Raw genomic sequence first — 20,335 nt, 5'->3', positions numbered from 1 at the left:
CCTACCGCGGCCGTGCCTAGCGGAGCCGAAGCCGGACTTAGCCGAGCTCGGCAAGCACCTTGGCGACGATCCGCTGCACGGACAGGCCGTAGCGCTCGTGCAGCGTCGGCAGGGCCCCGGCGTCGAGGAATGCGTCGGGCAGCGCCACCGGCACCACGCGCTTGCCGAGGCCGGCGGTCACCACGGCCGAGGCGACGGTTTCGAACAGCCCGCCCACCACGCTGTGGTTCTCCAGGGTCACGGCGAGCCGGTCGGTGTTGATCTCGGCCAGGACGGTTTCCGCGTCGAACGGCTTGATGGTGGGGGTGTGGACGACGGCGACATCCACGTTGTGTTCAGCCAGAGCCTTGGCTGCCTGGAGGGCACGCATGGTCATGAGGCCGCTGGAGACGAAGACGACGTCGTTGCCCCCGCGCAGGACCTTGGCCTTGCCGAGTTCGAAGGTGTAGTCGTACTCGTCCAGGACCGTGGGCACGTTGCCGCGCAGCAGGCGCAGGTACGTGGGTCCTTCGCTGGCGGCCAGTTGCGGGACGGCCTGTTCGATGTCGATGGAGTCGCACGGGTCCACGATGGTCAGGTTGGGCATGCCGCGGAAGATCGCCATGTCCTCGGTGGCCTGGTGGCTGGGGCCGTATCCGGTGGTGAGTCCGGGGAGGCCGCCCACGATGTTGACGTTGAGGTTGGGCTCGGCCGCGTCCAGGCAGAGGAAGTCGTAGGCGCGGCGGGCAGCGAACACGGAATAGGTGGAGGCGAACGGCACCAGGCCGGTTTCTGCAAGGCCCGCGGCTGCGCCGAAGAGGAGCTGCTCGGCCATGCCCATCTGGAAGAACCGCTCCGGGAAGGCCTGCGCGAAGATATGCATGTCCGTGTACTTGCCCAGGTCCGCGGTGAGGCCGACGATCTTGTCGTTCTCCTGCGCGGCCTTGACGAGTGCATGCCCGAACGGGGCGGAGGTGGTTTTCTGGCCCGGGTCGGCGAAGGACGCGATCATGGCCGAGGTCTTGAGCTTGGGCGCGGTGCCTGTTCCGGCGGTGGCCTTCACTGCGGTGCCCTTGGCTGCTGTGGTGGTGCTCATCGGGCGGCCTTTCCTTCGTATCCTGCAGTCAACTGCTCGCGGCAGAGCGGCCATTCGTGTTCTTCGATGCGCATGAAGTGCGCCTTTTCCCGTTCCTCCAGCAGCGGCACGCCGCGCCCCACCTTCGTGTCACAGAGGATCACGGCGGGGCGTCCGCTGGTGGCGGCCTGTGCTGCGGCGTTGTCGAACGCGACGAGCAGCGCGGCCATATCGTTGCCGTCCACCCGCTGGGTGTACCAGCCGGCGGCTTCCCATTTTTCGGTGATCGGTTCGGTGCGCAGCACGGTGTCGGTCTTGCCGTCGGCCTGCAGGGCGTTGATATCCACCATGGCGGTCAGGTTGCCGAGCTGGTGGTGGTGCGCGCCCATTGCTGCTTCCCAGGTGGAGCCTTCGTCCAGTTCCCCATCCGAGAGGAAGTTGTAGATCCTGGCGCCGGAGCCCTGGTAGCGCAGGCCCAGGGCCATGCCGACGGCGATGGTCAGTCCGTGGCCCAGGGAGCCGCCGGAGATTTCCATGCCGGGGGTGTAGGTGGACATGCCGGACATGGGGAGCCGGGAGTCGTCGGAGCCGTAGGTTTCGAGCTCGGATTCGGGGATGATGCCGGCCTCGGCAAGGGCGGCGTAGTGACCGATGGCGTAATGCCCGGTGGAGAGCAGGAACCGGTCGCGGCCCTCCCAGTGCGGGTCCTCCGCGCGGTAGCGGAGCTGATCGGCGTACACGACGGCGAGCATGTCCGCTGCGCCGAGGGCCTGGCCCACGTAGCCCTGACCCTGCACCTCGCCCATGTTCAGGGCGTGGTGCCGGATCCGGTAGGCGGCGGCACTGACCCGCTCAAGTCGTTCGGCGGCAGTTTCCAGGGTCATTCGTTCCTTCTCGGGGAGTTCTTGGGTGTGCAGTTGCGGCGGGGTGGCTTCGCGGACGGCGGTCATCAGGCATCCACCGACTGAGGTGTGTTTTTGGTGGCTTCATCGGCGAGGTGCCGTTCCCGCTTGCCCCAGGTTTCCCGGGTGGCGATGGCTGCCCAGAGGCCGATAGCCGCGTAGAGACCGAACAGCAGGGCCGGGCCCATCCAGCCGAAGCTGACGAACAGCAAGGTGGTGATGAACGGGGTGAAGCCCGAGACCATGGCGGAGATCTGGTAGGCGAGCGAAGCGCCGGACGCCCGGGTCTTGGCCTGGAAGAGTTCGGGGAACCATGCGCCCTGGGCTCCGGCAAGGGAATTCTGGCAGACAGCGTAGGAGATGACGATGGTGGCGATGATGAAGACGAACAGGCCGGTGTTGACCAGCAGGAACATCGGAACAGCGAACAGGACGGCGAAGGCCGTGGACCAGACGTAGACCGGGCGGCGGCCGATCCTGTCGGTCAGGCGGGCCCACGCCTGGGTGGCGAAGATGCCGATCGCGGACGCGATGCACAGGGCCACCAGGGTCTGGGTCTTGTCGGCCAGGTGCTGGGTGTTCAGGTAGGAAATCATGTACGTGATGGACACGGCGTAACCGGCGGTCTCGGCGACGCGCAGGCCGATTCCCTTCACGATGCTGCGCCAGTCGGTCTTGATGACCTCCACGATCGGGGACTTGACGATGGCGCCGCTGTCCTTGACCTCATCGAAGACCGGGGACTCGGGAACCTTGGAACGGATAATCAGGCCGACTACCACCAGCACAATGCTGGCGAGGAAGGGAACACGCCAGGCGAGCTCGCCACCGAGGTTCACGCTGACCAGAAACACCAGGTTGGCCAGCAGCAGGCCCACGGGGAAGCCGGCCTGGACGATACCAGTGAACTTGCCCTTGGACTTCCACGGCGCGTGCTCGTAGCTCATCAGGATGGCTCCGCCCCACTCGGCGCCGAAGGCCAAGCCCTGGACGATGCGGACGAACACCAGCAGCGCCGGAGCCAGCAGCCCCACCTGGCTGTAGGTGGGCAGGAGGCCGATGAGGAACGTGGCCACGCCCATGAGGATCAGGGAGGCCACCAGGACGGGCTTGCGTCCTACCTTGTCGCCCAGGTGTCCGCCGATGATGCCGCCCAGCGGCCGGGCCGCGAAGCCGACGCCGAGCGTGGCAAAGGCGGCGAGCGTTCCGGTGACCGGGTCCCCGGTGGGGAAGAAGGCAGTTCCGAAGTACAGGGCGGCCGCTGTGCCGAAGCCGATGAAGTCGTACGTCTCGATTACAGCGCCGACGCCCGAGCCGATGGCGACCCGCCTGGCGTCCTTGGTGCCGTGGACGTGCCCCCGCATTTTTAGAGCTTCGTTGCTCATGTTGGTTCCCTTTCGAAGAGCGGCTGAAGGTCCAGCGCGCTGTCGACTGTTAACAAGATACGTCCCAGTGTGACCGGCGTCATGCTGACTGTCAACAGTCGCCTTCAGGAGTTGACTGTTAACAGTCGACGCACGTAATGTGGTGTCCATCACTACAGCCTGCCGGGCACTACCAGAGGATCAACGACGATGTTCCATTCCCGACTCGGGTGCTCATCCATCAGCTTCCGCCACCAAAATCTGCCGACAGCCTTGCGAACCATGGCTGGGCTCGGTTTCGGTGAGATCGACCTTGGCGCCCTCCCCGGCGTCTGCGATCACGTTCCGTATGAACTCGACGCAGATGCCGTCTCAGCCGTGGCCAGTGACGTGGCCGCATCCGGCCTGCGGGTGCGCTCAGTCAACGGGGATATCGGTGACCTGAATGCAGTGCTCGACGCCGGCCAGCAGGCTGAGCGGGACAGGCACCTTGACGCCCTGCTCGCCCTCACCGCTAAAACGGGGGCCAAGGCACTGGTCCTTCCCTGCGGTGCGCTGAGCCACGAGCCGGTTCGCAGCCTCGAGGAGGACCTGGACACCGTCGCGGCGCAGCTAATCCGGGCGGGGGAGCGCGCGGCCGGGTTCGGCGTCGAACTCTGGACCGAATCACTGCACTTCCTGCGGTTCTGCTGGAACCTGGAACGTGCCGAACTGCTGGCGCAGCGGCTGGCGGGGTCCGGCGTCGGGATAGTCATGGACTTCAGCCACATCGTCGCCGCCGGCGAGGAACCGCTGGAGTACCTGGCACGCCACGAGGGCCGGATAGCCCACGTGCACCTGCGCGATGCCGTGCCCGGGAACATCAACCTCAGCATCGGCAACGGCCAGGCCGATTTCCCTGCCGGGCTGCGGGGCCTTGCCGAACAGGGCTACACGGGGCACTTCAGCCTGGAACTCGAAACCCGGGACATCACCCACGACGAACGGCCGGCAGCCGCCGCCAAGGCAGCCAGCTTCATCACCGACCTCATCTGAACAACCCCACAAAATCCACCAAGGAGAATCATGACCGCCATTCAGCGCACTGCCGTCCTCACCGGAGCCACCTCGGAACGGGGCATCGGCATCACCACCGCCCGCCGCTATGCCAGCCAGGGCTGGGGCGTGGTGATCCTGGACCTCGACGGCGAGAAGTCCGCAAAGGTCGCCACCGAAATCGGCAACGAATTCAACGTCCCGGCGTTCGGCTACGAGATTGACGTCGCCAACGAGGACTCCGTCAACGCCGCGTACAAGGCAGTTTCAGCCGAGGTCACGAGCGGCGCCCTTCCCGCTGTCGGCGCGCTGGCCAACATCGCCGGCATCACTTCGCCGGTGCCTTTCCTGGAAACCACGCTTGACCTCTGGAACAAGGTCATGGCCGTGAACTCCACCGGAACCTACCTCGTCACGAAGGCCTTCCTGCCGGACATGATCGATAACGGCTGGGGCCGGATCGTCAACATGTCCTCCGTTTCCGCGCAGCGCGGCGGCGGCGTCTTCGGCAAGGTTCCCTACTCCGCTGCGAAGGCCGCCATCCTCGGCTTCACCAAGGCCCTCGCCCGCGAACTCGGGGACTCCGGTGTGACCGTCAACGCCATCACCCCGGGCGCCGTGGACACCAACATCCGCGTCGGCAGCACCGAGGAGCAGGAGGCGGCCATCAACGCCGGCATCCCGCTGGGCCGCAACGCCACCACTGAAGAAGTCGCCGCCGTCATCACCTTCCTGTCCTCCGAGGACTCCGCCTACCTGACCGGCACCACCATCGACATCAACGGCGGAAGCCACATGCACTAACAGCGTTTGCCCTGGGCGCCGGGGCGGGAGATGTTCTGGCCGCCGGCGGGGATGCCTGGGCGTCGACTACAAGAACCGCGTTATGGAGGACCTCCGTCGCCCGGTTCACTCGGCGCTGACACCTATTCGACGATGACCCGCACGCGCTGCACCGTGTTGTTGCCCATGCCCTGGTAATTCCAGTGCTGCTCCAGCGGTTGGATGGCCCCGGTCGCGTCGGTGGCCCTGCACGCCAGTTCATGGTGGCCGGGGTCGGCCACCCACGGCAGGCTCCAGCCGCGCCAAGCGAAGGCACCGGCAGGCTTGTCCAGCTGCGCCGGAACCCACTTGCCGTCGATGCCGACTTCCACCTTCGTCACGGCGCCTTCACCGGACCACGCCCGGCCCTGGAGCATGACGGGCCCGCGGGGCAGGTACCTGCGGCGGGTGAAAAAGTCAGGAATGCCTGGCGGGACCATCAGGGACCGCACCCTGATCCGCGAAACCGGGGTGCCGGCGTCGTCCGCGTTGTGCTGGTAGCGGTAGGCGACCGACTGCTGGAAACCGGTGAACGGCGTCGTGACCACCTGGACCGACTGCAGCCACTTGACGCTGGCCATGCCGTACCAGCCGGGGACGACGAGCCGTAGCGGGTAGCCGTGCTGCGGCGGCAGTTCGTTGCCGTTCATCTTGTAGGCAAGGACGACGTCGGCCCGGGACGCTTCCGCAATCGGCAGGCTCCGGGCGTACTGGTGCCTCACGCCACCCTGGATCCCGGCGTCCAGCCCGGTGAACACCACCTCGACGGCCTCGGGCTCGACGCCGGCCTGGGCAAGCAGGTAGGCCAGCGGAACACCAGTCCACACTGCCGTTCCCACGCCTTCCAGGGTCCAGGGCTGGCTGAGTGGCCGCGGCCTGAGCAGCGATCGCCCGTTGCCGGCGCATTCCATGGTCACCTGGACACTGATGGCCGGATCCCGCTTCAGTGCCGCAAGGCTTAGTTCCATAGCCCGTTCCACGGCGCCGCCGATCCGCAGGTGCCAAGCGCCGCTGACCTGCGGAATGTCGAAGTGCGTCAGCACGTAATGCAGCCCGGGCGGAGTCACATCCTGGCGCAGGGCCTCGAGCGGCATCGAGTGGTTCCGCACGGCGAGCTGCAGCTCTTCCCGGGTGAGCGGGCCGTGCGTGGGTTCACCGGAATGGGGTGCGGGGCGGGCGGACGGTCGGCGTCGGTAGATCAGCTTGGACATGGCCTTGCGATTCTGCTCGGTGCTGCGGGGTGCAGCTGCTGATAGGCGTGCTCCTTCTCACAGGTTTACGCCGCGCGCATATGACCGTCAACAGCGCCTGACCGTCAACAGCCCGTGATCGTCAACAACCCAGCACCGTCAACAGGCCCCTACAGCTGCGGCAGCTTCACCAATTCCTCGAGTGCCATCGGGTCCTGACCGGTGAGGCCGTGCACGTCCGACGTCACCCCGGCCAGTTCTCCGGCGGCGATCGCCGTGTACGTGCTGACCCAGGCCTCGACCTGCCACGCCGGTGCGCCGTAGGAAGCGCGGGAGGCGAACGCTTCGTCCACGGTTTCGTGATGATACGTAACGGTTCTGCCCGTGGCACGCGTGAGCACCTCGGCGGCGTGCGCCAGCGAGATGTCTTCCGGTCCGGTCAGGTCGTAGGTTGCCCCTGCGTGGACGGCGGGGTCACGGAGAACGGCCACCGCGGACCGGGCAATGTCCTCCCGCGCGACTGCGGCCATCACACCGTCGCCCGCCGGACCCCGGACGACGCCGTCCTCCCCGGCCAGCCTGGGCAGGAAATCGAGGTAGAAGTTGTCCCGCAGGAACGTGAACCCCATGCCGGACGCCCTGATCCGCTCCTCGGTGGCGTAATGGTCGCGGCCCAGGGTGAAGGTGCAGTCCGGCGCCGCCCCGAAGAAGGACGTGTACACAACGTGCCGCACGCCGGCCTCTGCTGCGGTGTCCACGAAGGCGTAATGCTGCTGCAGCCGGTCCTCCGCCTCCGCCGCCGACACCATGAAGAGGACTTTGACTCCTTCCAGGGCCGGGCGGGACAGCACGGGGTCCCCATAACTGACCACCACCGCTGGGGCGTCCTTCAGGTCCGGCGCCCGCCGGGGGTCGCGCAACAGCAGGCGCTGGGAGAATCCGGCGTCGGACAATTGGCGGGCCACCATGCCGCCAAGGACCCCGGTGGCGCCGGTGACCGCAAGGTCTGGAAGATCCGTCATGGGTGCTCCTAGGCCTCGCGGGTTGCGGGGGACTTTGTCTGGGCCGGGTCCCGCTCGGCGAGGGAGCCGACGGCGGCGTCGATCTTCTTCAGGACGTCCGGGTCAAGGCGCACGCCGGCGGCCGCGGCGCTGTCGGCCACCTGTTCCGGCCGGGAGGCGCCCACGATGGCGGAGGCGACGTTCGGATTCTGCAGTACCCAGGCCACCGCCAGCTGCGGCATGGTCAGTCCCGCTTCCTCGGCGACCGGCCGCAACTCCTGCACGGCGGCCAGGACGTCGTCCCGCATCCAGCGCTGGATCATCTTGGCACCGCCCTTGTCGTCGGTGGCGCGGCTGCCCTCCGGGAGCGGCTGGCCGGGCAGGTACTTGCCGCTCAGCACACCCTGCGCCATGGGGGACCAGACGATCTGGGAGACGCCCAGTTCCTCCGACGCCGGAACCACTTCCTCCTCGATGACCCGCCACAGCATGGAGTACTGCGGCTGGTTGGAGATCAGCTGGAAGCCAAGTTCCTTGGCCAGGGCGTGGCCGTGGCGGAGCTGCTCGGCGGTCCACTCGCTCACCCCGATGTACAGGGCCTTTCCCTGCCGGACGATGTCGGCGAACGCCTGCATCGTTTCCTCCAGCGGCGTTTCAAAGTCGTAGCGGTGCGCCTGGTACAGGTCCACGTAGTCCGTCTGCAGCCGGCTGAGGGACCCGTCGATGGATTCCATGATGTGCTTCCGGGACAGTCCGAGGTCGTTCTTGCCCTTGGGGCCGGTGGGACCGAATACCTTCGTGAAGATCTCGATGGACTGTCGGCGTTCGCCCTTGAGCGCTTCGCCCAGAACTGTTTCCGCCGCGGTGTTGGCGTAGACGTCCGCCGTGTCGAAGGTGCTGATGCCGGCGTCCAGCGCCGCCCGCACGCACCGGGTGGCGACGTCGTTCTCCACCTGGGAGCCATGCGTGAGCCAGTTGCCGAACGTGATTTCCGAAATCTTGAAGCCGCTGTTTCCGAGGTATCTGAATTCCATGGGTTTCACGCTAGCGGACATGGTTGCTCAGGGTAAGGGATGTTGGCGGCCTATCTCGCTGCCCGCCTCGTGACTGGCCCGCTGCCGGCGCCTGACCGGCATGGAACCAGCCGGTCAGGCGCGGCTGCGGGCGTCCGGGTGCTGCGCCAGCGACGTCATGGAACCGGTGTCCAGGACGGTGACATGTCCGGCTATGGCCGGTTTCCGCGCAGGCCGTGGCGGCTGGGCGGACAGCGCCAAGGCGGACCGGACGGTTTCGCCCTTGCTGGCAGGGTCGGCCGGAACGGCATCGTGGCGCAGGGCCGACTCCACGAGCGGAGCCACCTCGGTCACGCTGGCCGCGGCGACGTCGGGCGGCGGCAGGTCCCGCACGGTGACCTTGACTTCCGGCGCGGCGGCCCGGGCACGCGCCACTGCGCGGGCGTCGGCGGCAGCTACGGCGTCGGCCCAGTCCTTCGCGAGGACGGGCGGCACCGGACGGGCGGCAGTCACCAGGGGATGGTGGACGACGGCGCTGCGGAGCGCCTCCTGAAGGCCGGCGCGGGTCCGCAGTTTCTTCCAGTCGATCGGTGCGCGGGGCTCGCGGACCGGCCGGGGGGCCTTGGCGGCTTTTTTGGCCTTGGCTTTTGCCGGCACCACTTCTGCGTCCGCGGGCAGCGGGCTTCCGTCAGCAGCGAGCCGCACGATCTCGACGGTCTCGTTCCTGGGGAGGCGGCCGAACAGCGCCATCACGATCAACGCCACAAGGCGTCCCAGCCCCGCAATCACCAGCGTGAGCATGACACTGATGCACAGGCCGATGAACATCAGGAAGGCAACACCCAGGGTGCCAAAAAAGGTCAGGTTCAGTGCAATCGTTGTCGGATCTTCCACTTCACCCTCCTTACCATCGGCGCGCCCGGCCCGTCACCGACGTGATCGAGCCCGGTGATTACGCCGGAAATCAGCCCCTAACCACCATACGGACTATTTACTGCCGACATGCCCTCATGGCAAGTACCGGCAACTGTTGTTTCAAAGCTGTTATAGGACCCGGCCGTATCAAGCCGCCTATAGTCTGATTCAGCAAGCGACCCACCACGTTCCCAGGGATGCCATGACCGAGCCAGAACCCTTTACCGGTAATTGCCCGTGCCTTTCCGGCGAGCATTACGCCGACTGCTGCGGCCGGTTCCACAGCGGCGCTGCAGAGGCAGCCACCGCCGAGCAGCTGATGCGTTCCCGCTACTCTGCCTTCGTCCTGCTGGATGCCGGCTACCTGCTGAAAACATGGCACTCCAGCACACGGCCCGCGGAGCTGGAGTTCGAGCCGGGCCTGGAGTGGCGGCGGCTGGACATTGTGTCCGTCGAGCGGGGCGGCCCGCTCGATACCGAAGGCGTCGTGGAATTCAAGGCGCACTTCCGTCAGGACGGCGAGCGGGGCGTCCACCATGAAACGAGCCGCTTCCTCAGGGTGGACCGGCGCTGGTACTACGTGGACGCCGTCGCGCATTACCGGTAGGAAATGACCGGCAGCCGGTCAGCGGTCCTCCTATTCAGTGCTCCTCATAATCCGCCGTGGGAGTGAAGCCGGCGCGGTCCACCTTGCGGTGGAAGTGCATGCCGGCCATGCCGCCCAGTACGGCACCAACCAGCGCCACCAGGGCGACCACGACGGCGGCAATGATGCCGGTGGTGGTCACCTGGCCCTCGTTGACCGGAATCCGGGGGAAGCTGTTCAGCTGCGCCAGGATATTGAACTGCTCGCCGGCGATCATGCCGAGCACGGCCACCAGCACAGCGGCGATCAGGGCCCAGATCCACACCATGAACCCCTGCTTCGCGCCATTGAACCGGGCCATCCTGCCGGCGACGTAGCCTCCGCTGTAGTAGGAAGCGAAGAGGATGACCAGCAGGACGATGATGCCCGCGATTCCCACTGTCTGGTTCGAGGCAGCCCGGCCCACGGCGGCGTTCACGTCGGTGTTCGTGGCAAGTCCCACGGCAGTCCCGGCCGCGGCGACCAGGGCGGTCAACAGCACAGCCATGCCCGTGGCGGCCAGCCAGCCAAAGAACGCCGAGCCGATCTTCATGCCGCCGAACGCCTCCTTTTGGCGGGCCGCTGCCATCTCCCGGGTGGCAAAGGCCGGGTCGTCGGGCCGTGCTGTGTCCGGGCGGCCGTCCGGTTCATTGCCGGGGGTGTAGTCGCGCTCGGCGTATGGCGTGTCCGTGGTGTTGAGTGCCCGGGTGTGCGTGTCCGTCGTGGCGCCGGTGCTGGTGACGCCGGGATGGTCCGAACGCCGGGTCTGGGTGGCATCGTAGACAGGAGTAGCTTCCGTGGGCGCGTCTGCCGAACTGCGATCCGCGGAGCTGTAGGTGGCAGGGTAGGGCTCTGCCGCGCTGTGTTCAGGCCTGTTGTGTTCGGACCTGCCGGTTTCGGACGTGCCTGATTCAGAGGAAATGCGCCGGGGGCGTCTGTCCCCGGAGCCGATTGGGCTGCTCATCAGGTTACTCGCTTTCATTGAACGGACCCGGGCTCAGGGGCCTAAGCCGGGCAACGCAATGCCGAGGCCAAGGCGCCGGCCTCACTTTCTAGCTAACTCCGTTCAATGGGCATTAGCAAGGATGCTTAGTATCTTGGTGTGGCGCGTCTTCCCTTGTCAGGGGCGGCGTGGAGGTCAGGTCGGGTGCCTGGGTGCCCCGTGCGTAGCGTCTTGTGACGGGCGCGGTCAGCGGTAGGCGCGGTGCAGGTTCTCCTTGGTCGACTCGCGGGCGGAGGCATCGGCGATCCAGGGACCGGTCCCTTCGGACTGGTCCAGCACACCGGCCTCCAGCCACGTGTAGTTGCCGGCCAGCACCTTGCGCGCCACGTCGCGGTCGCCGTCGTCGGTGTTCCGCCACAGCTGGTCGAAGTACTCGTCCACCCGGACGCGTGCCTGCTCGCAGAAGGCGTCGGCCAGTTCAAACGCGGTGGCGCCGCGTTCGGGTGCTGTGCGGAGCAGCATCTCGGCGCGGGAGCAGCTGGCGGCCATGGCGAACAGTTCGGCACCGATGTCCACGATCCGGCCCAGGAACGCCTGTTTGTGCTCAAGGCGGGCCTGCCAGCGGCCCATGCCGTAGAAGGTCTGGCGGGCGAGCCGGCGCGAGGACCGCTCCACGAAGCGGAGGTGCTTGGCCAGCCGCCCGAAATCACTGTAGGAGCGCGGATCCATGCCCGGGCCCGCCACCAGTTTGGGCAGCCATTTTGCGTAGAAGCCGGAGGCGCCGACGGCTGCCCGCGCCTTGTCCGAAAGGCTCGCCTCCGCGGAGGCCAGGTCCCCGGCGGCGGCGAGGTGCGCGTCCACGGCCTCGCGGGCTATCAGCAGCCGCATGATCTCGGACGATCCCTCGAAGATGCGGTTGATCCGCAGGTCGCGCAGCTGCTGCTCCGCGGGGACGGCACGCTCGCCGCGGGCCTCAAGCGAGTCGGCCGTCTCAAAGCCGCGGCCGCCGCGAATCTGCACAAGTTCGTCCGCGATCCGGTAGCTGATCTCGGTGGACCACAGTTTGGCCAGTGCCGCCTCGATGCGGACGTCCTTTTGCCCGGCATCGGCCATCTCCGCGGACAGCTCGAACACGGCGTCCAGGGCGAATGCAGTTGCTGCGATGAACGCTATCTTCTTGCTCACGGCTTCGTGCTTACCTATCGGGCGGCCCCACTGTGTGCGGGCGTTGGCCCATTCCCGGGCGATCTTGAGGCTCCAGCGGCCGGTCGCCACGCACAGCGCTGGCAGCGAAAGCCTGCCGGTGTTCAGTGTAGTGAGCGCAATCTTCAGGCCCTGGCCTTCACGGCCCAGCCGATTGGCGGCGGGCACGCGGACCTGGTGGAACCTGGTCACGCCGTTCTCGATGCCGCGCAGCCCCATGAAGGTGTTGCGGTTCTCCACCGTGATTCCGGGGGAGTCCATTTCCACGACGAAGGCGGTAATGCCGCCCTTGTGGACGGCGCCGCCCGCATCGGTGTGCTGCGGCACCACGGCCATCACCACCACGAGCTCGGCGATCACGCCGTTGGTGGTCCAGAGTTTGACGCCGTCCAGAACGTACGACTCGCCGTCGGCACTGGGAACAGCGGTGCTGCCCATCCGGGCGGGGTCGCTGCCGACGTCGGGCTCGGTCAGCAGGAATGCCGTGACCGCCCCGTCCGCGCAGCGCGGCAGGTACTTGCGTTTCTGCTCGGGTGTGCCGAACACCTTCACCGGTTCCGGCACACCGATGGACTGGTGGGCGGAGAGCAGGGCCCCCAGGCTCGGGTGCACAGATCCGAGCAGGGCCAGCGCGCGGCCGTAATAGACCAGGGACAGGCCCAGGCCGCGGTACTCCTGTGGAATCTTCATGCCGAACACGCCCAGCTCTGCCAGGCCGCGGAGGTATTCGTCGGGAATTTTCGCGTCGCGTTCGATGGTCCGGCCGGACATGGTGCGGCAGAACTCCGTCAGCTGTGCCATGAAGGCCTCGCCGCGTTCCACGTCATCGGGTTTGGCGGCGGGCCAGGGATGGATGAGGCCCAGGTCAAAGCTGCCGAGGTACAGGCCCTTGGCGAAGCTGGGCCTGGCCCACTCGGTTTCGCGTGCTGCTTCGGCAATGGCGCGGGCGTCCTCGGCGGACGCGCCCGCGCCGATCTTCTCTGGAGCGACGGGCGTTTGGGACGCGGGACTGTCCACGGGCGGGACGGCACCAGTGCCGTCCGCAGCCGTGGTGCCTGCTGCCGTGCTGTCAGTGGCCGGGCGTTCAGTCGCCTGGCTCTCAGTGGCGGAGCTCACGGGGCATCTCCTCTAACCGGATGACCGGCTCAAAGCCCTGGGTCCGCCGCGGGTGGAGAACCCTTCAGCTGTCCCTCAATGCTACCCGCGGGTAGGTTCCGGTGCTAGGGGACGGCTGCCCCTGAAACTCCGCCGGAAACTCGACCGCAGAGGCGTGGTGTACCAGGCTGTCCCAGACGTGGTTGATCGCGTGGACGGTCCGGAGCAGCGCCGCGGCAATGACCAGCCAGGCCAGCCTCCCCACGCCTACCAGGACGAGTGCGGCGAATGCCGCCACCGCCACGAACAAGACAAGCACCAGGGCAAACATCAGCGTTCCAATGAACACCAAGGTGGCTGTCTCCACTGCACTCAAGTCGAACTCCATGCTTCCCCCTGCGCCGTTGCTGCGGATGGATCAGTAGCTCGAGACTAGGGCCAGGAGCGAAGCTTCCTCCAGCGTCTCGGCCACCTTGTGGCCGCCTTGATACGGGATCGAGACAATACTCTTGCGTAGGTCACAGACTGATTGCGAAAACCTCATCTGTCACACCCGTAACGTTGCCTTTCGGGCAACCGCGTCCGTTTAGGGGTTCTCCCGGGATCGCGGCGCGGGCCGGCCTGTGGCTCTGCGTTAACCTTGTAGTTGGCAGTTTTCGGGTTTCCGCTGCCCAGACCATCCCCCAAGTTGCTGAAGGAGAGTGTGTGCCCCGGTCCGCCACGTCCTCCGCTGATGCGATCAGCGCCAGGCTCAGGGACCTTGAGCTCCTCACCCAAGGGCCGGCATGGGCCCTCACCCGTTCCGCCCCGTGGGTAATCGCGGTCCTGCAGGCGTCCTTTACCCGCACCCGGCCGCAGCTTCCGCTGGAAGAATTCCACGCCGACGTCGACTCCTTCCTTGAGCAGTTGCGCCGCCGGGACCCGGGGCTGGGCGGGCATGCCAACGGGAAGTCCTTCGGCGACGAGTGGACCCGCAAGCAGTTCCTGACGCGCAGGAACCAGTCGGGACAGATCGTTTACGAGGTCACGGAGGCGGCCGCCCGCGTGCTGGCGTTCCTGGACAGCCTCTCCAGCGAAAGGTCCACGCTTAACGGCTCCCGGCTAGGCACTCTCCTGGGTGACGTGGAGAAGCTCGCCAACGAGACCAACCCGGACCAGAGCGCACGGCTGGAAGCGCTGGAGGAGGAGATCGAGGAGCGGCAGCAGCTGATCGAGGACATCAGCTCCGGTGACTTCGACGGCCTGCTCGACGACGACCAGGCTGTGGAAGCCGCCGGCAACATCCTGGACCTCGCCGCCAGCCTGCCCGCGGACTACAAGAAGATGCGTGACCGCATCGAGGAGCTCGTGGGCGAGCTCCGGAACCAGATCATCGAGGAATCCCTGACCAAGGGCGCCACGATGGCGCAGGTTCTTGAGGCGGACAAGCGGCTGCGCCAGAGTCCGGAGGGCAGGACGTTCCGTTCCTTCACCGCCTTCCTCGAGGACCCGCAGCAGCAGCTGCGCTTTCGCTCCGCGATCGGTGAAGTCCTCAGCCGCCAGTTCGCGGACGACCTGTCGCCGGAAGACCGCGAGACCCTGAAAAACCTGGTGGCCGAACTTCGGCAGCAGCACAGCCAGATCCAGCGCATCTACGGCAAGCTCAGCGAGAGCCTGAACACCTACGTCCAGAGCGACGACTTCCGCCAGTCGGTCCGGCTCCGCAAGGTGCTGCGCGAGGCGGAACAGGCCATCCGGTCCCTGCCCTACGAGCGCGAACGGCCGGGCCTGGTCCACGGTCCGGTGCTCTTCAACGCCGGTTTCGAATCCCTGGCCATGGTCAAGCTCTTCAATCCGGACGAGTTTGCCGCCCCGCCCAAGCTCGCCGACCCCATCGCGTTCAGCGACTCGGACCGGGTCCGCCCGCCCCGGACCGCCAAGGCCAGGCCCGAGGCGATCCGCGCCGCGGCTGCGGGGGCCTCCACCCTCGCGGAGGCGTGGGAGCAGCTTCCGCCCGGGGAACAGCACATCAACTCCATCCGGGCGCTCCTCTCGCACGCACTCCACACCGGCGCCGGCTTTGACCAGCTGGCGTGGGAGGCCCTCGACTTCGAACAGATAGACGGCACCACCCGCAAGGCGTACCTGCCGGTGGTAACGCTCAAGAAGGATTAGCGATGACTGAAGAGATGACGACGGCAGACTCCGCGACACCGCCGGTTGCGCCTGGGGCCACGCCTGCCGGGTTCCCTGACCGAGCTTGCGAGGTTAGGGGGCAGGTGGGGAGCAGCGGCGTCGGCCCCCGCGACACCTTTGTGGACGGTGCCGCCCTCTTCCCCGGTGATACCGGCGTGCTGCCCATGAAGGTCCGCCAAGCCCTCGTGAAGCTGCTGAAAGGCCCATACGTCGACGGCGGCCGGGACGAGAAACTCTGGACAACACTGCTGGACAACCAGCTGATCCTGCGCAGCCGGCTCTCCGAGCTGTTCCTTACGCTGCAGCTGGACCACGAGCGCAAGATCGCGGTGCTGCGTCCCGTTGACCCCGACGCGATCGGTGGCAGCGCCCGCTCCAGCATCCTGCGCCAGCAGCGTGCCCTGAGCCGGGTGGAAACCATCGTGCTGCTGCGCCTGCGGCTCCTGCTGGACCGCCACGTCACCGCGCAGACGGACCCCACCATCACCCGCGAAGAAATCGCCGAACTCGTGGCGCACTACCAGCCGGCCGGCCAGCAGGACGCCCTGCGCGACTCGGACGTGGTGAACCGCGCGATTACCAAGCTCCTCGCCCGCCAGCTCCTGCTCACCACCGGCCTGGACGACGTCTACACCATCTCCAACGCCCTGCCCCTGGCCCTCCCCTTCGACAACATAGGCGACATTCCCGCCCAAATCGAAGCCCTAATGGCAGCCACGGCAGACCCGTCAGGCACAGAACCCCTACTTGAGCTCGAGGCAGACACGGCGGACCCGGCGGAAGACACCGACGATGAGGCCCAAGGTGACGGGGCTGCGGAGTCGAAGGCGGCCAGCGAAGCGGAGGCCTCCAAGTGAGCATTGCGAGCATGCTTCCGCTGGGCGAGGTCGTCAACCCTGGCCAGATGCGCCTGGCGCTGGTGCAGGTGGTCAACTGGGGCACCTTCCACGGCGCGCACACGATGCACGTGGACCGCAACGGCACCCTGCTGACCGGCAACTCGGGCGTGGGCAAGTCGACGCTGTTCGACGCCATGCTGCGGGTGTTCGACGCGCGGCCGCGCTCCAACGAGGCCGCCGCGCAGCGCTCGGGCGCCATGGAGGACAAACGGACCACGTTCACGTACATGCGCGGCAAGGTGGGGGACAAAGCCGTCGGGGAGGGCTCGGCCAGCGCGTTCCAGCGTCCCGGTGCCACCTGGTCCGCCGTAGCCCTGACGTTCGACAACGCGGCGGGCACCAAGGTGACCGTGTCGGCGCTGTTTGACCTGCCCAAGAACGGCACGGAGTCGAGCGTCGGCCGGTACTACCTGATTGACAACAGGCCGCTGGACCTCGCCGCGATCGAGGACATCGCCGAGAAGCGCTTCACCAGGGCCGCGCTGGAGAGCATCTTCCCCGACGCCCAGGTCTTTGACGTCCACAAGGCATTCGCGGAGCGGTTCCGGCGGCTCCTGGGCATCAACTCAGACCAGGCGCTGCCCTTGCTCCGTGTCATCCAGGCCGGAAAGGGCCTCGGCGGCAGCGTGAACACATTCTTCCGCGACCAGGTGCTGGACGCCCCGGCCACCCTGGCCGCGGCCGACGACGTCGTCGAGGAATTCAGCAACCTCATGTCCATCCGGCAGCGCCTGGAGGACGTCCGGCAGCAGCGCGACCAGCTGGCCCCGGTTCCGGGCCTGAACAGGGAGTACGCCCAGTCGCTGCTGGACGCGAACCGGCTCCGCGAGCTCGCGGGCGAGGAGTTTGAGGCCTACCGGCAGCAGCTTGCCGTCACCGTGCACGAGAAAACGCTGGCCCGCTTCAAGGCGCTCGCCCAGGCGAAGGCGAGGGAGCTCGCAGCGGAACGCGGCGTGCGGGACGGGCTGGCCAAGGAGCTCCGGCAGCTTGAGACGGAGTACAACAGCCAGGGCGGCAACGCCATCTCCTCGATCGAGCAGTCCCTCGAGAACGCCCGGGTAGGGCTGAAGCTCCGACAGCAGGTGGAAGAGGCGGCCCGGCAGGCGCTGACGGACGCCGGCCTGGATCTGGAGTGGACGGCTGAGGGCTGGGAGCAGGCGCACGAACAGGCGGCCACCCGCTCGGCCGAGCTGAAGGATGACTCCGCGGCCCTGCAGGAGCTCCGTTTCGAGGCCTTCGACGCCCATGCCACGAAGAAGCGCGAGCTTGCCGCGGCGGAGCAGGAGCTTGTGTCGCTGAAAACGCGCAAGTCCCTGCTGCCGCCGTCGAGCATTGAAAACCGGGCGGCGATTGCGGCCGCCACCGGCGTCCCCGAAGAACAGATGCCGTTCGGCGGCGAGCTGATCGACCTGGCCGAAGGCCAGGAGCAGTGGCGGCCCGCAGCTGAACGTGCCCTGCGGAACCTGGCCACCACCCTGCTTGTTCCGGGCGAGCACTTCGCCGCGGTCACCCGCTATCTGAACGGCCACACGGTGCGCGGCGCTTTGCGCGCGGTGGACGTCTCCAAGCCGCTCGCCGGAGCGGCGCTCGCGGTGGAGGACGTGGCCGACGGCGACCTGCTGACCAAGCTGGACATCCTCACCACCGGGACAAATGCGGAAGCCGGAGTGTGGATCCGTGAGCGGATCGCCCTCGACTTCGCGTACCCGTGCGTGGACAACCCCGACGAACTGGCGGCCCTGGACAGGGGCCTGAGCCTGGGCGGCGTGGTCAAACGCAACCGGCACACCGTGGAGAAGGACGACCGCTTCACCAGCCGCCAGGATTACGTCCTCGGGTTCGACAACGCCTCCAAACTGGAGCTCGTGGCAGGGCAGGTGGAAGACCTGCGCCAGGAACTGGCCAAGGCGGCGCAGCTGGCGCAAAGCCGCGAGGAATCACACCAGGGCCTGTCACGGCAGCTCGAGGCCCTCGGCCGGGTGGCCGAGGACCACCGCCCGTGGGAACAGGTCTCTGCAGCGGTTGCTGCAGACGAGCTCAGCAGGATTGAACAGCGGCTCAAGGACGCCCTCGCCGCCCAGGCTGACCTCGAACCGCTTCGCGCCAACATTGAAGCGGCGCGCCAGAAGCACCAGTCCAGCACGGAGGCCGCCGCGGTGCTGCAGAGCGAATACAAGGCATTGGACCAGCAGCTCACCGCCTCCGATTCACTGCTGGAAGCCGGACGCACCCGCCTGAACCAAGCCCCGCCGTCGGACTCCACCACCGCAGCACTGGCGCCCTACTTCGCCGAATTCGGCGACGTCACGGAAATGCATGAACTGGACAACCTCGCCGGCCGGGTGCGGACCCAGCTTCTCGGCGAACTGCACGGTGCAGAGTCCCGCGCCCAGGCCACGTCGGAGCGGCTCACGCGGATCTTCGAAGGCTTCGTCCGCGACTGGGGCACCGCCATTTCGGCCGACCATGGCACGTCCATCGGCGCCGTCGGCGAGTTCGAGGCCCGGTATCACGCGATCATCAATGATGGGCTTCCCGCGCAGGAGGCCGAGTTCCGGCAGTTCTTCAACCAGCGCACGCACGAGTCGTTCAGCACCCTGCTCCACCTGCTGGATGAGGAGCGCCGTTCCATCACCAGCAGGATCCTGCCGCTGAACGGCATCCTGTCCGAGGTGAATTTCCACGAAGGCAGCTACCTGGAACTCGACATCAAGCAGACCCTGCCGGCCACGGCCAAGCAGTTCAAGGACGCCATCCAGAACGCGCTGAAGACCCGCCACACACGGCATGGCAAGACTGAAACCGCTCACGCGGGCCAGAATGACGACGCCGAACTGACCGCCCGCTACAAGTCGCTGGAGACGCTGGTGAAGCGGCTGGGGTCGCAGACTCCCGAGGACCGGCGCTGGCGGGCCGAGGTGCTGGATGTGCGCGGCCACCTGTTCATCCAGTGCAAGGAGCACCGCGAGGTGGACGCCCCCGGGAAGAAGGGTGGCAAGCGCACGGAAGTGTTCATGCACGCAGACACCGGCTCCATGTCCGGCGGTGAACGCCAGCGGTTCACCGCGTTCATCATGGCGGCGGCGCTGAGCTACCAGCTGGGCATCGCCGAGCAGGGCTTCACCACGTACGGCACGGTGATGATGGACGAGGCGTTCGTGCTGGCTTCCGAGGAATTCGCCGGCGCCGGCATCAAGGCGCTGCATGAGTTTGGCTTCCAGCTGCTACTTGCGGCACCAGAGAACGTCATAGACCTGTCCCGGCACCTGGGCTCGGTCACCGAGATCCTGCGGGACAGGCGCACCAACCGCTCCGGCGTGCTCACTGCTCCCGTTATCACCCCGAAACCGGGAACAGAAGGGCAGTGGCGGTCCGAGGCCAATCCCGTGGATATCGTGCTGCGCTAGTCCGGAACGCTTCTCCCGGTCTATAACAAATCGATGGATTTATTGCGCTGGCCCTGGTGGGGCCTCGCGGCGCAGCCCGCGCCGGCCGCCAGTACGCGTTCTACGTGGACCGGATGACAGCAATGCGACCTACCGCATGCACCTGGCGGCAGGGCCCCCAAGCCAGGACAGGGCTCCGCGCTCGACGGCATCATCCGCGCCAGGGACGGTGTGATCGTGGCGGACGTGCAGTTCATCGAGAAGCCCTTCGCCAATGACGCCGCGGCCAAGTCCTGGCTGGCGGGCACCGAGGGGCAGGCCCTCAAGGCGCTGCTGCTGAGCATCTCGTACAGCTAGGACATCGCCGGTTGAGCTGTCCACTACCGGCCGCGGACCCGGTCCAGGAACTGGCCGGTCCGCGCCAGCAGCCCGTCGATCTGGCGCACGACGACGGCGGCCGGGTTCGGGTTGATCTCGTTGGCGGGCGGCTCCACCCGCACGTTTCCGCAGCACAGGAAGTCCGCACAGATAAGCGTGCCCGCCGTGTTGCCGTCACGGCCGGACTGCCCGGCCCGTTTGGCCACCCAGAGCTTGGCGGCCTCCGAGCGGCTGGCGTTGATGAACGAGGAGCGTACCTGTTGGGCGGTGATTTCTTGCATGGGAGATCCATCGGGAAGTGTTGCCGGGGCCACGACCGCCGGGTTCCTTGGCCG

The 20,335-nt window shown here is 67.0% G+C and carries 17 protein-coding genes; 6 read left to right on the top strand and 11 right to left on the bottom strand.

Annotated features, from left to right (window positions below):
- Nucleotides 1-37: 37 nt before the first annotated feature.
- The 3 genes from QFZ23_RS00190 to QFZ23_RS00180 all read right to left on the bottom strand — a co-directional run bounded on the left by QFZ23_RS00190 (nucleotide 38) and on the right by QFZ23_RS00180 (nucleotide 3,341).
- The gene (locus tag QFZ23_RS00190; protein WP_306919961.1) at nucleotides 38-1,075 is read right to left on the bottom strand and encodes a transketolase family protein; all 1,038 of its coding nucleotides are present in this window, start codon (nucleotides 1,073-1,075) and stop codon (nucleotides 38-40) included.
- Nucleotides 1,072-1,938, bottom strand: coding sequence for a transketolase (locus QFZ23_RS00185; protein ID WP_306926576.1), 867 nt, complete (start codon nucleotides 1,936-1,938; stop codon nucleotides 1,072-1,074). The genes QFZ23_RS00190 and QFZ23_RS00185 overlap by 4 nt, the downstream gene beginning before the upstream one ends.
- Nucleotides 1,939-2,003: 65 nt before the next feature.
- Nucleotides 2,004-3,341 (bottom strand): MFS transporter, encoded by a 1,338-nt coding sequence (locus QFZ23_RS00180; protein WP_306919960.1) that lies wholly within the window; start codon nucleotides 3,339-3,341, stop codon nucleotides 2,004-2,006.
- Nucleotides 3,342-3,530: 189 nt separating this feature from the next.
- On the opposite strand from QFZ23_RS00180, the gene QFZ23_RS00175 reads away from it, so the two are divergent.
- Both QFZ23_RS00175 and QFZ23_RS00170 read left to right on the top strand, forming a co-directional pair.
- A complete protein-coding gene (locus tag QFZ23_RS00175) occupies nucleotides 3,531-4,355 on the top strand; it encodes a sugar phosphate isomerase/epimerase family protein (RefSeq protein ID WP_306919959.1) in 825 nt (274 codons plus the stop codon).
- A gap of 30 nt (nucleotides 4,356-4,385) precedes the next feature.
- A complete protein-coding gene (locus QFZ23_RS00170; RefSeq protein ID WP_306919958.1) occupies nucleotides 4,386-5,159 on the top strand; it encodes an SDR family NAD(P)-dependent oxidoreductase in 774 nt (257 codons plus the stop codon).
- A gap of 122 nt (nucleotides 5,160-5,281) precedes the next feature.
- Here QFZ23_RS00170 and QFZ23_RS00165 read toward each other — a convergent pair whose 3' ends face one another.
- From QFZ23_RS00165 to QFZ23_RS00150, 4 genes are all read right to left on the bottom strand, one after another.
- Nucleotides 5,282-6,388, bottom strand: coding sequence for a sulfite oxidase (locus QFZ23_RS00165; protein WP_306919957.1), 1,107 nt, complete (start codon nucleotides 6,386-6,388; stop codon nucleotides 5,282-5,284).
- A 149-nt stretch (nucleotides 6,389-6,537) separates the two neighbouring features.
- Nucleotides 6,538-7,389, bottom strand: a complete 852-nt coding sequence (locus QFZ23_RS00160) for an SDR family oxidoreductase (protein WP_306919956.1) — start codon at nucleotides 7,387-7,389, stop codon at nucleotides 6,538-6,540.
- 8 nt (nucleotides 7,390-7,397) lie between these two features.
- Nucleotides 7,398-8,402 carry an aldo/keto reductase family protein gene (locus QFZ23_RS00155; protein ID WP_306919955.1) on the bottom strand — a complete coding sequence of 335 codons (1,005 nt, stop codon included), beginning with the start codon at nucleotides 8,400-8,402 and terminating at the stop codon, nucleotides 7,398-7,400.
- A 114-nt stretch (nucleotides 8,403-8,516) separates the two neighbouring features.
- Complete coding sequence (locus tag QFZ23_RS00150; protein WP_306919954.1) at nucleotides 8,517-9,275, bottom strand: hypothetical protein; 759 nt, start codon at nucleotides 9,273-9,275, stop codon at nucleotides 8,517-8,519.
- A gap of 223 nt (nucleotides 9,276-9,498) precedes the next feature.
- Here QFZ23_RS00150 and QFZ23_RS00145 point away from each other — a divergent pair, with 223 nt between their 5' ends.
- A complete protein-coding gene (locus tag QFZ23_RS00145; protein WP_306919953.1) occupies nucleotides 9,499-9,903 on the top strand; it encodes a YchJ family protein in 405 nt (134 codons plus the stop codon).
- Between the two features lie 34 nt (nucleotides 9,904-9,937).
- Here QFZ23_RS00145 and QFZ23_RS00140 read toward each other — a convergent pair whose 3' ends face one another.
- From QFZ23_RS00140 to QFZ23_RS00130, 3 genes are all read right to left on the bottom strand, one after another.
- Entirely contained in the window at nucleotides 9,938-10,885 is a 948-nt protein-coding gene (locus QFZ23_RS00140) for a YrzE family protein (protein WP_306919952.1), read from the bottom strand.
- Nucleotides 10,886-11,110: 225 nt separating this feature from the next.
- Complete coding sequence (locus QFZ23_RS00135; protein ID WP_306926575.1) at nucleotides 11,111-13,084, bottom strand: acyl-CoA dehydrogenase family protein; 1,974 nt, start codon at nucleotides 13,082-13,084, stop codon at nucleotides 11,111-11,113.
- 163 nt (nucleotides 13,085-13,247) lie between these two features.
- Nucleotides 13,248-13,550, bottom strand: coding sequence for a hypothetical protein (locus tag QFZ23_RS00130; protein WP_306919951.1), 303 nt, complete (start codon nucleotides 13,548-13,550; stop codon nucleotides 13,248-13,250).
- 317 nt (nucleotides 13,551-13,867) lie between these two features.
- On the opposite strand from QFZ23_RS00130, the gene QFZ23_RS00125 reads away from it, so the two are divergent.
- The 3 genes from QFZ23_RS00125 to QFZ23_RS00115 are packed head-to-tail and all read left to right on the top strand — an operon-like array spanning nucleotide 13,868 to nucleotide 19,643.
- On the top strand, nucleotides 13,868-15,316 hold the full coding sequence (locus QFZ23_RS00125; RefSeq protein WP_306919950.1) for a DUF3375 family protein: 1,449 nt from the start codon (nucleotides 13,868-13,870) through the stop codon (nucleotides 15,314-15,316).
- Nucleotides 15,317-15,318: 2 nt separating this feature from the next.
- Complete coding sequence (locus QFZ23_RS00120) at nucleotides 15,319-16,194, top strand: DUF4194 domain-containing protein (protein ID WP_306919949.1); 876 nt, start codon at nucleotides 15,319-15,321, stop codon at nucleotides 16,192-16,194.
- Nucleotides 16,191-19,643, top strand: a complete 3,453-nt coding sequence (locus tag QFZ23_RS00115) for an ATP-binding protein (protein WP_306919948.1) — start codon at nucleotides 16,191-16,193, stop codon at nucleotides 19,641-19,643. The genes QFZ23_RS00120 and QFZ23_RS00115 overlap by 4 nt, the downstream gene beginning before the upstream one ends.
- Nucleotides 19,644-20,002: 359 nt before the next feature.
- Here the strand turns inward: QFZ23_RS00115 and QFZ23_RS00110 are convergent, their stop codons facing one another.
- Nucleotides 20,003-20,281, bottom strand: coding sequence for an FBP domain-containing protein (locus QFZ23_RS00110; RefSeq protein WP_306919947.1), 279 nt, complete (start codon nucleotides 20,279-20,281; stop codon nucleotides 20,003-20,005).
- Nucleotides 20,282-20,335 lie beyond the last annotated feature (54 nt).

Origin of the sequence: Arthrobacter globiformis, assembly GCF_030818015.1 — a bacterium.
Classification (GTDB): Bacteria; Actinomycetota; Actinomycetes; order Actinomycetales; family Micrococcaceae; genus Arthrobacter; species Arthrobacter globiformis_C.
Note: the sequence above shows the minus strand (reverse complement) of the source record. Positions and strands in the feature narration are given on the sequence as shown.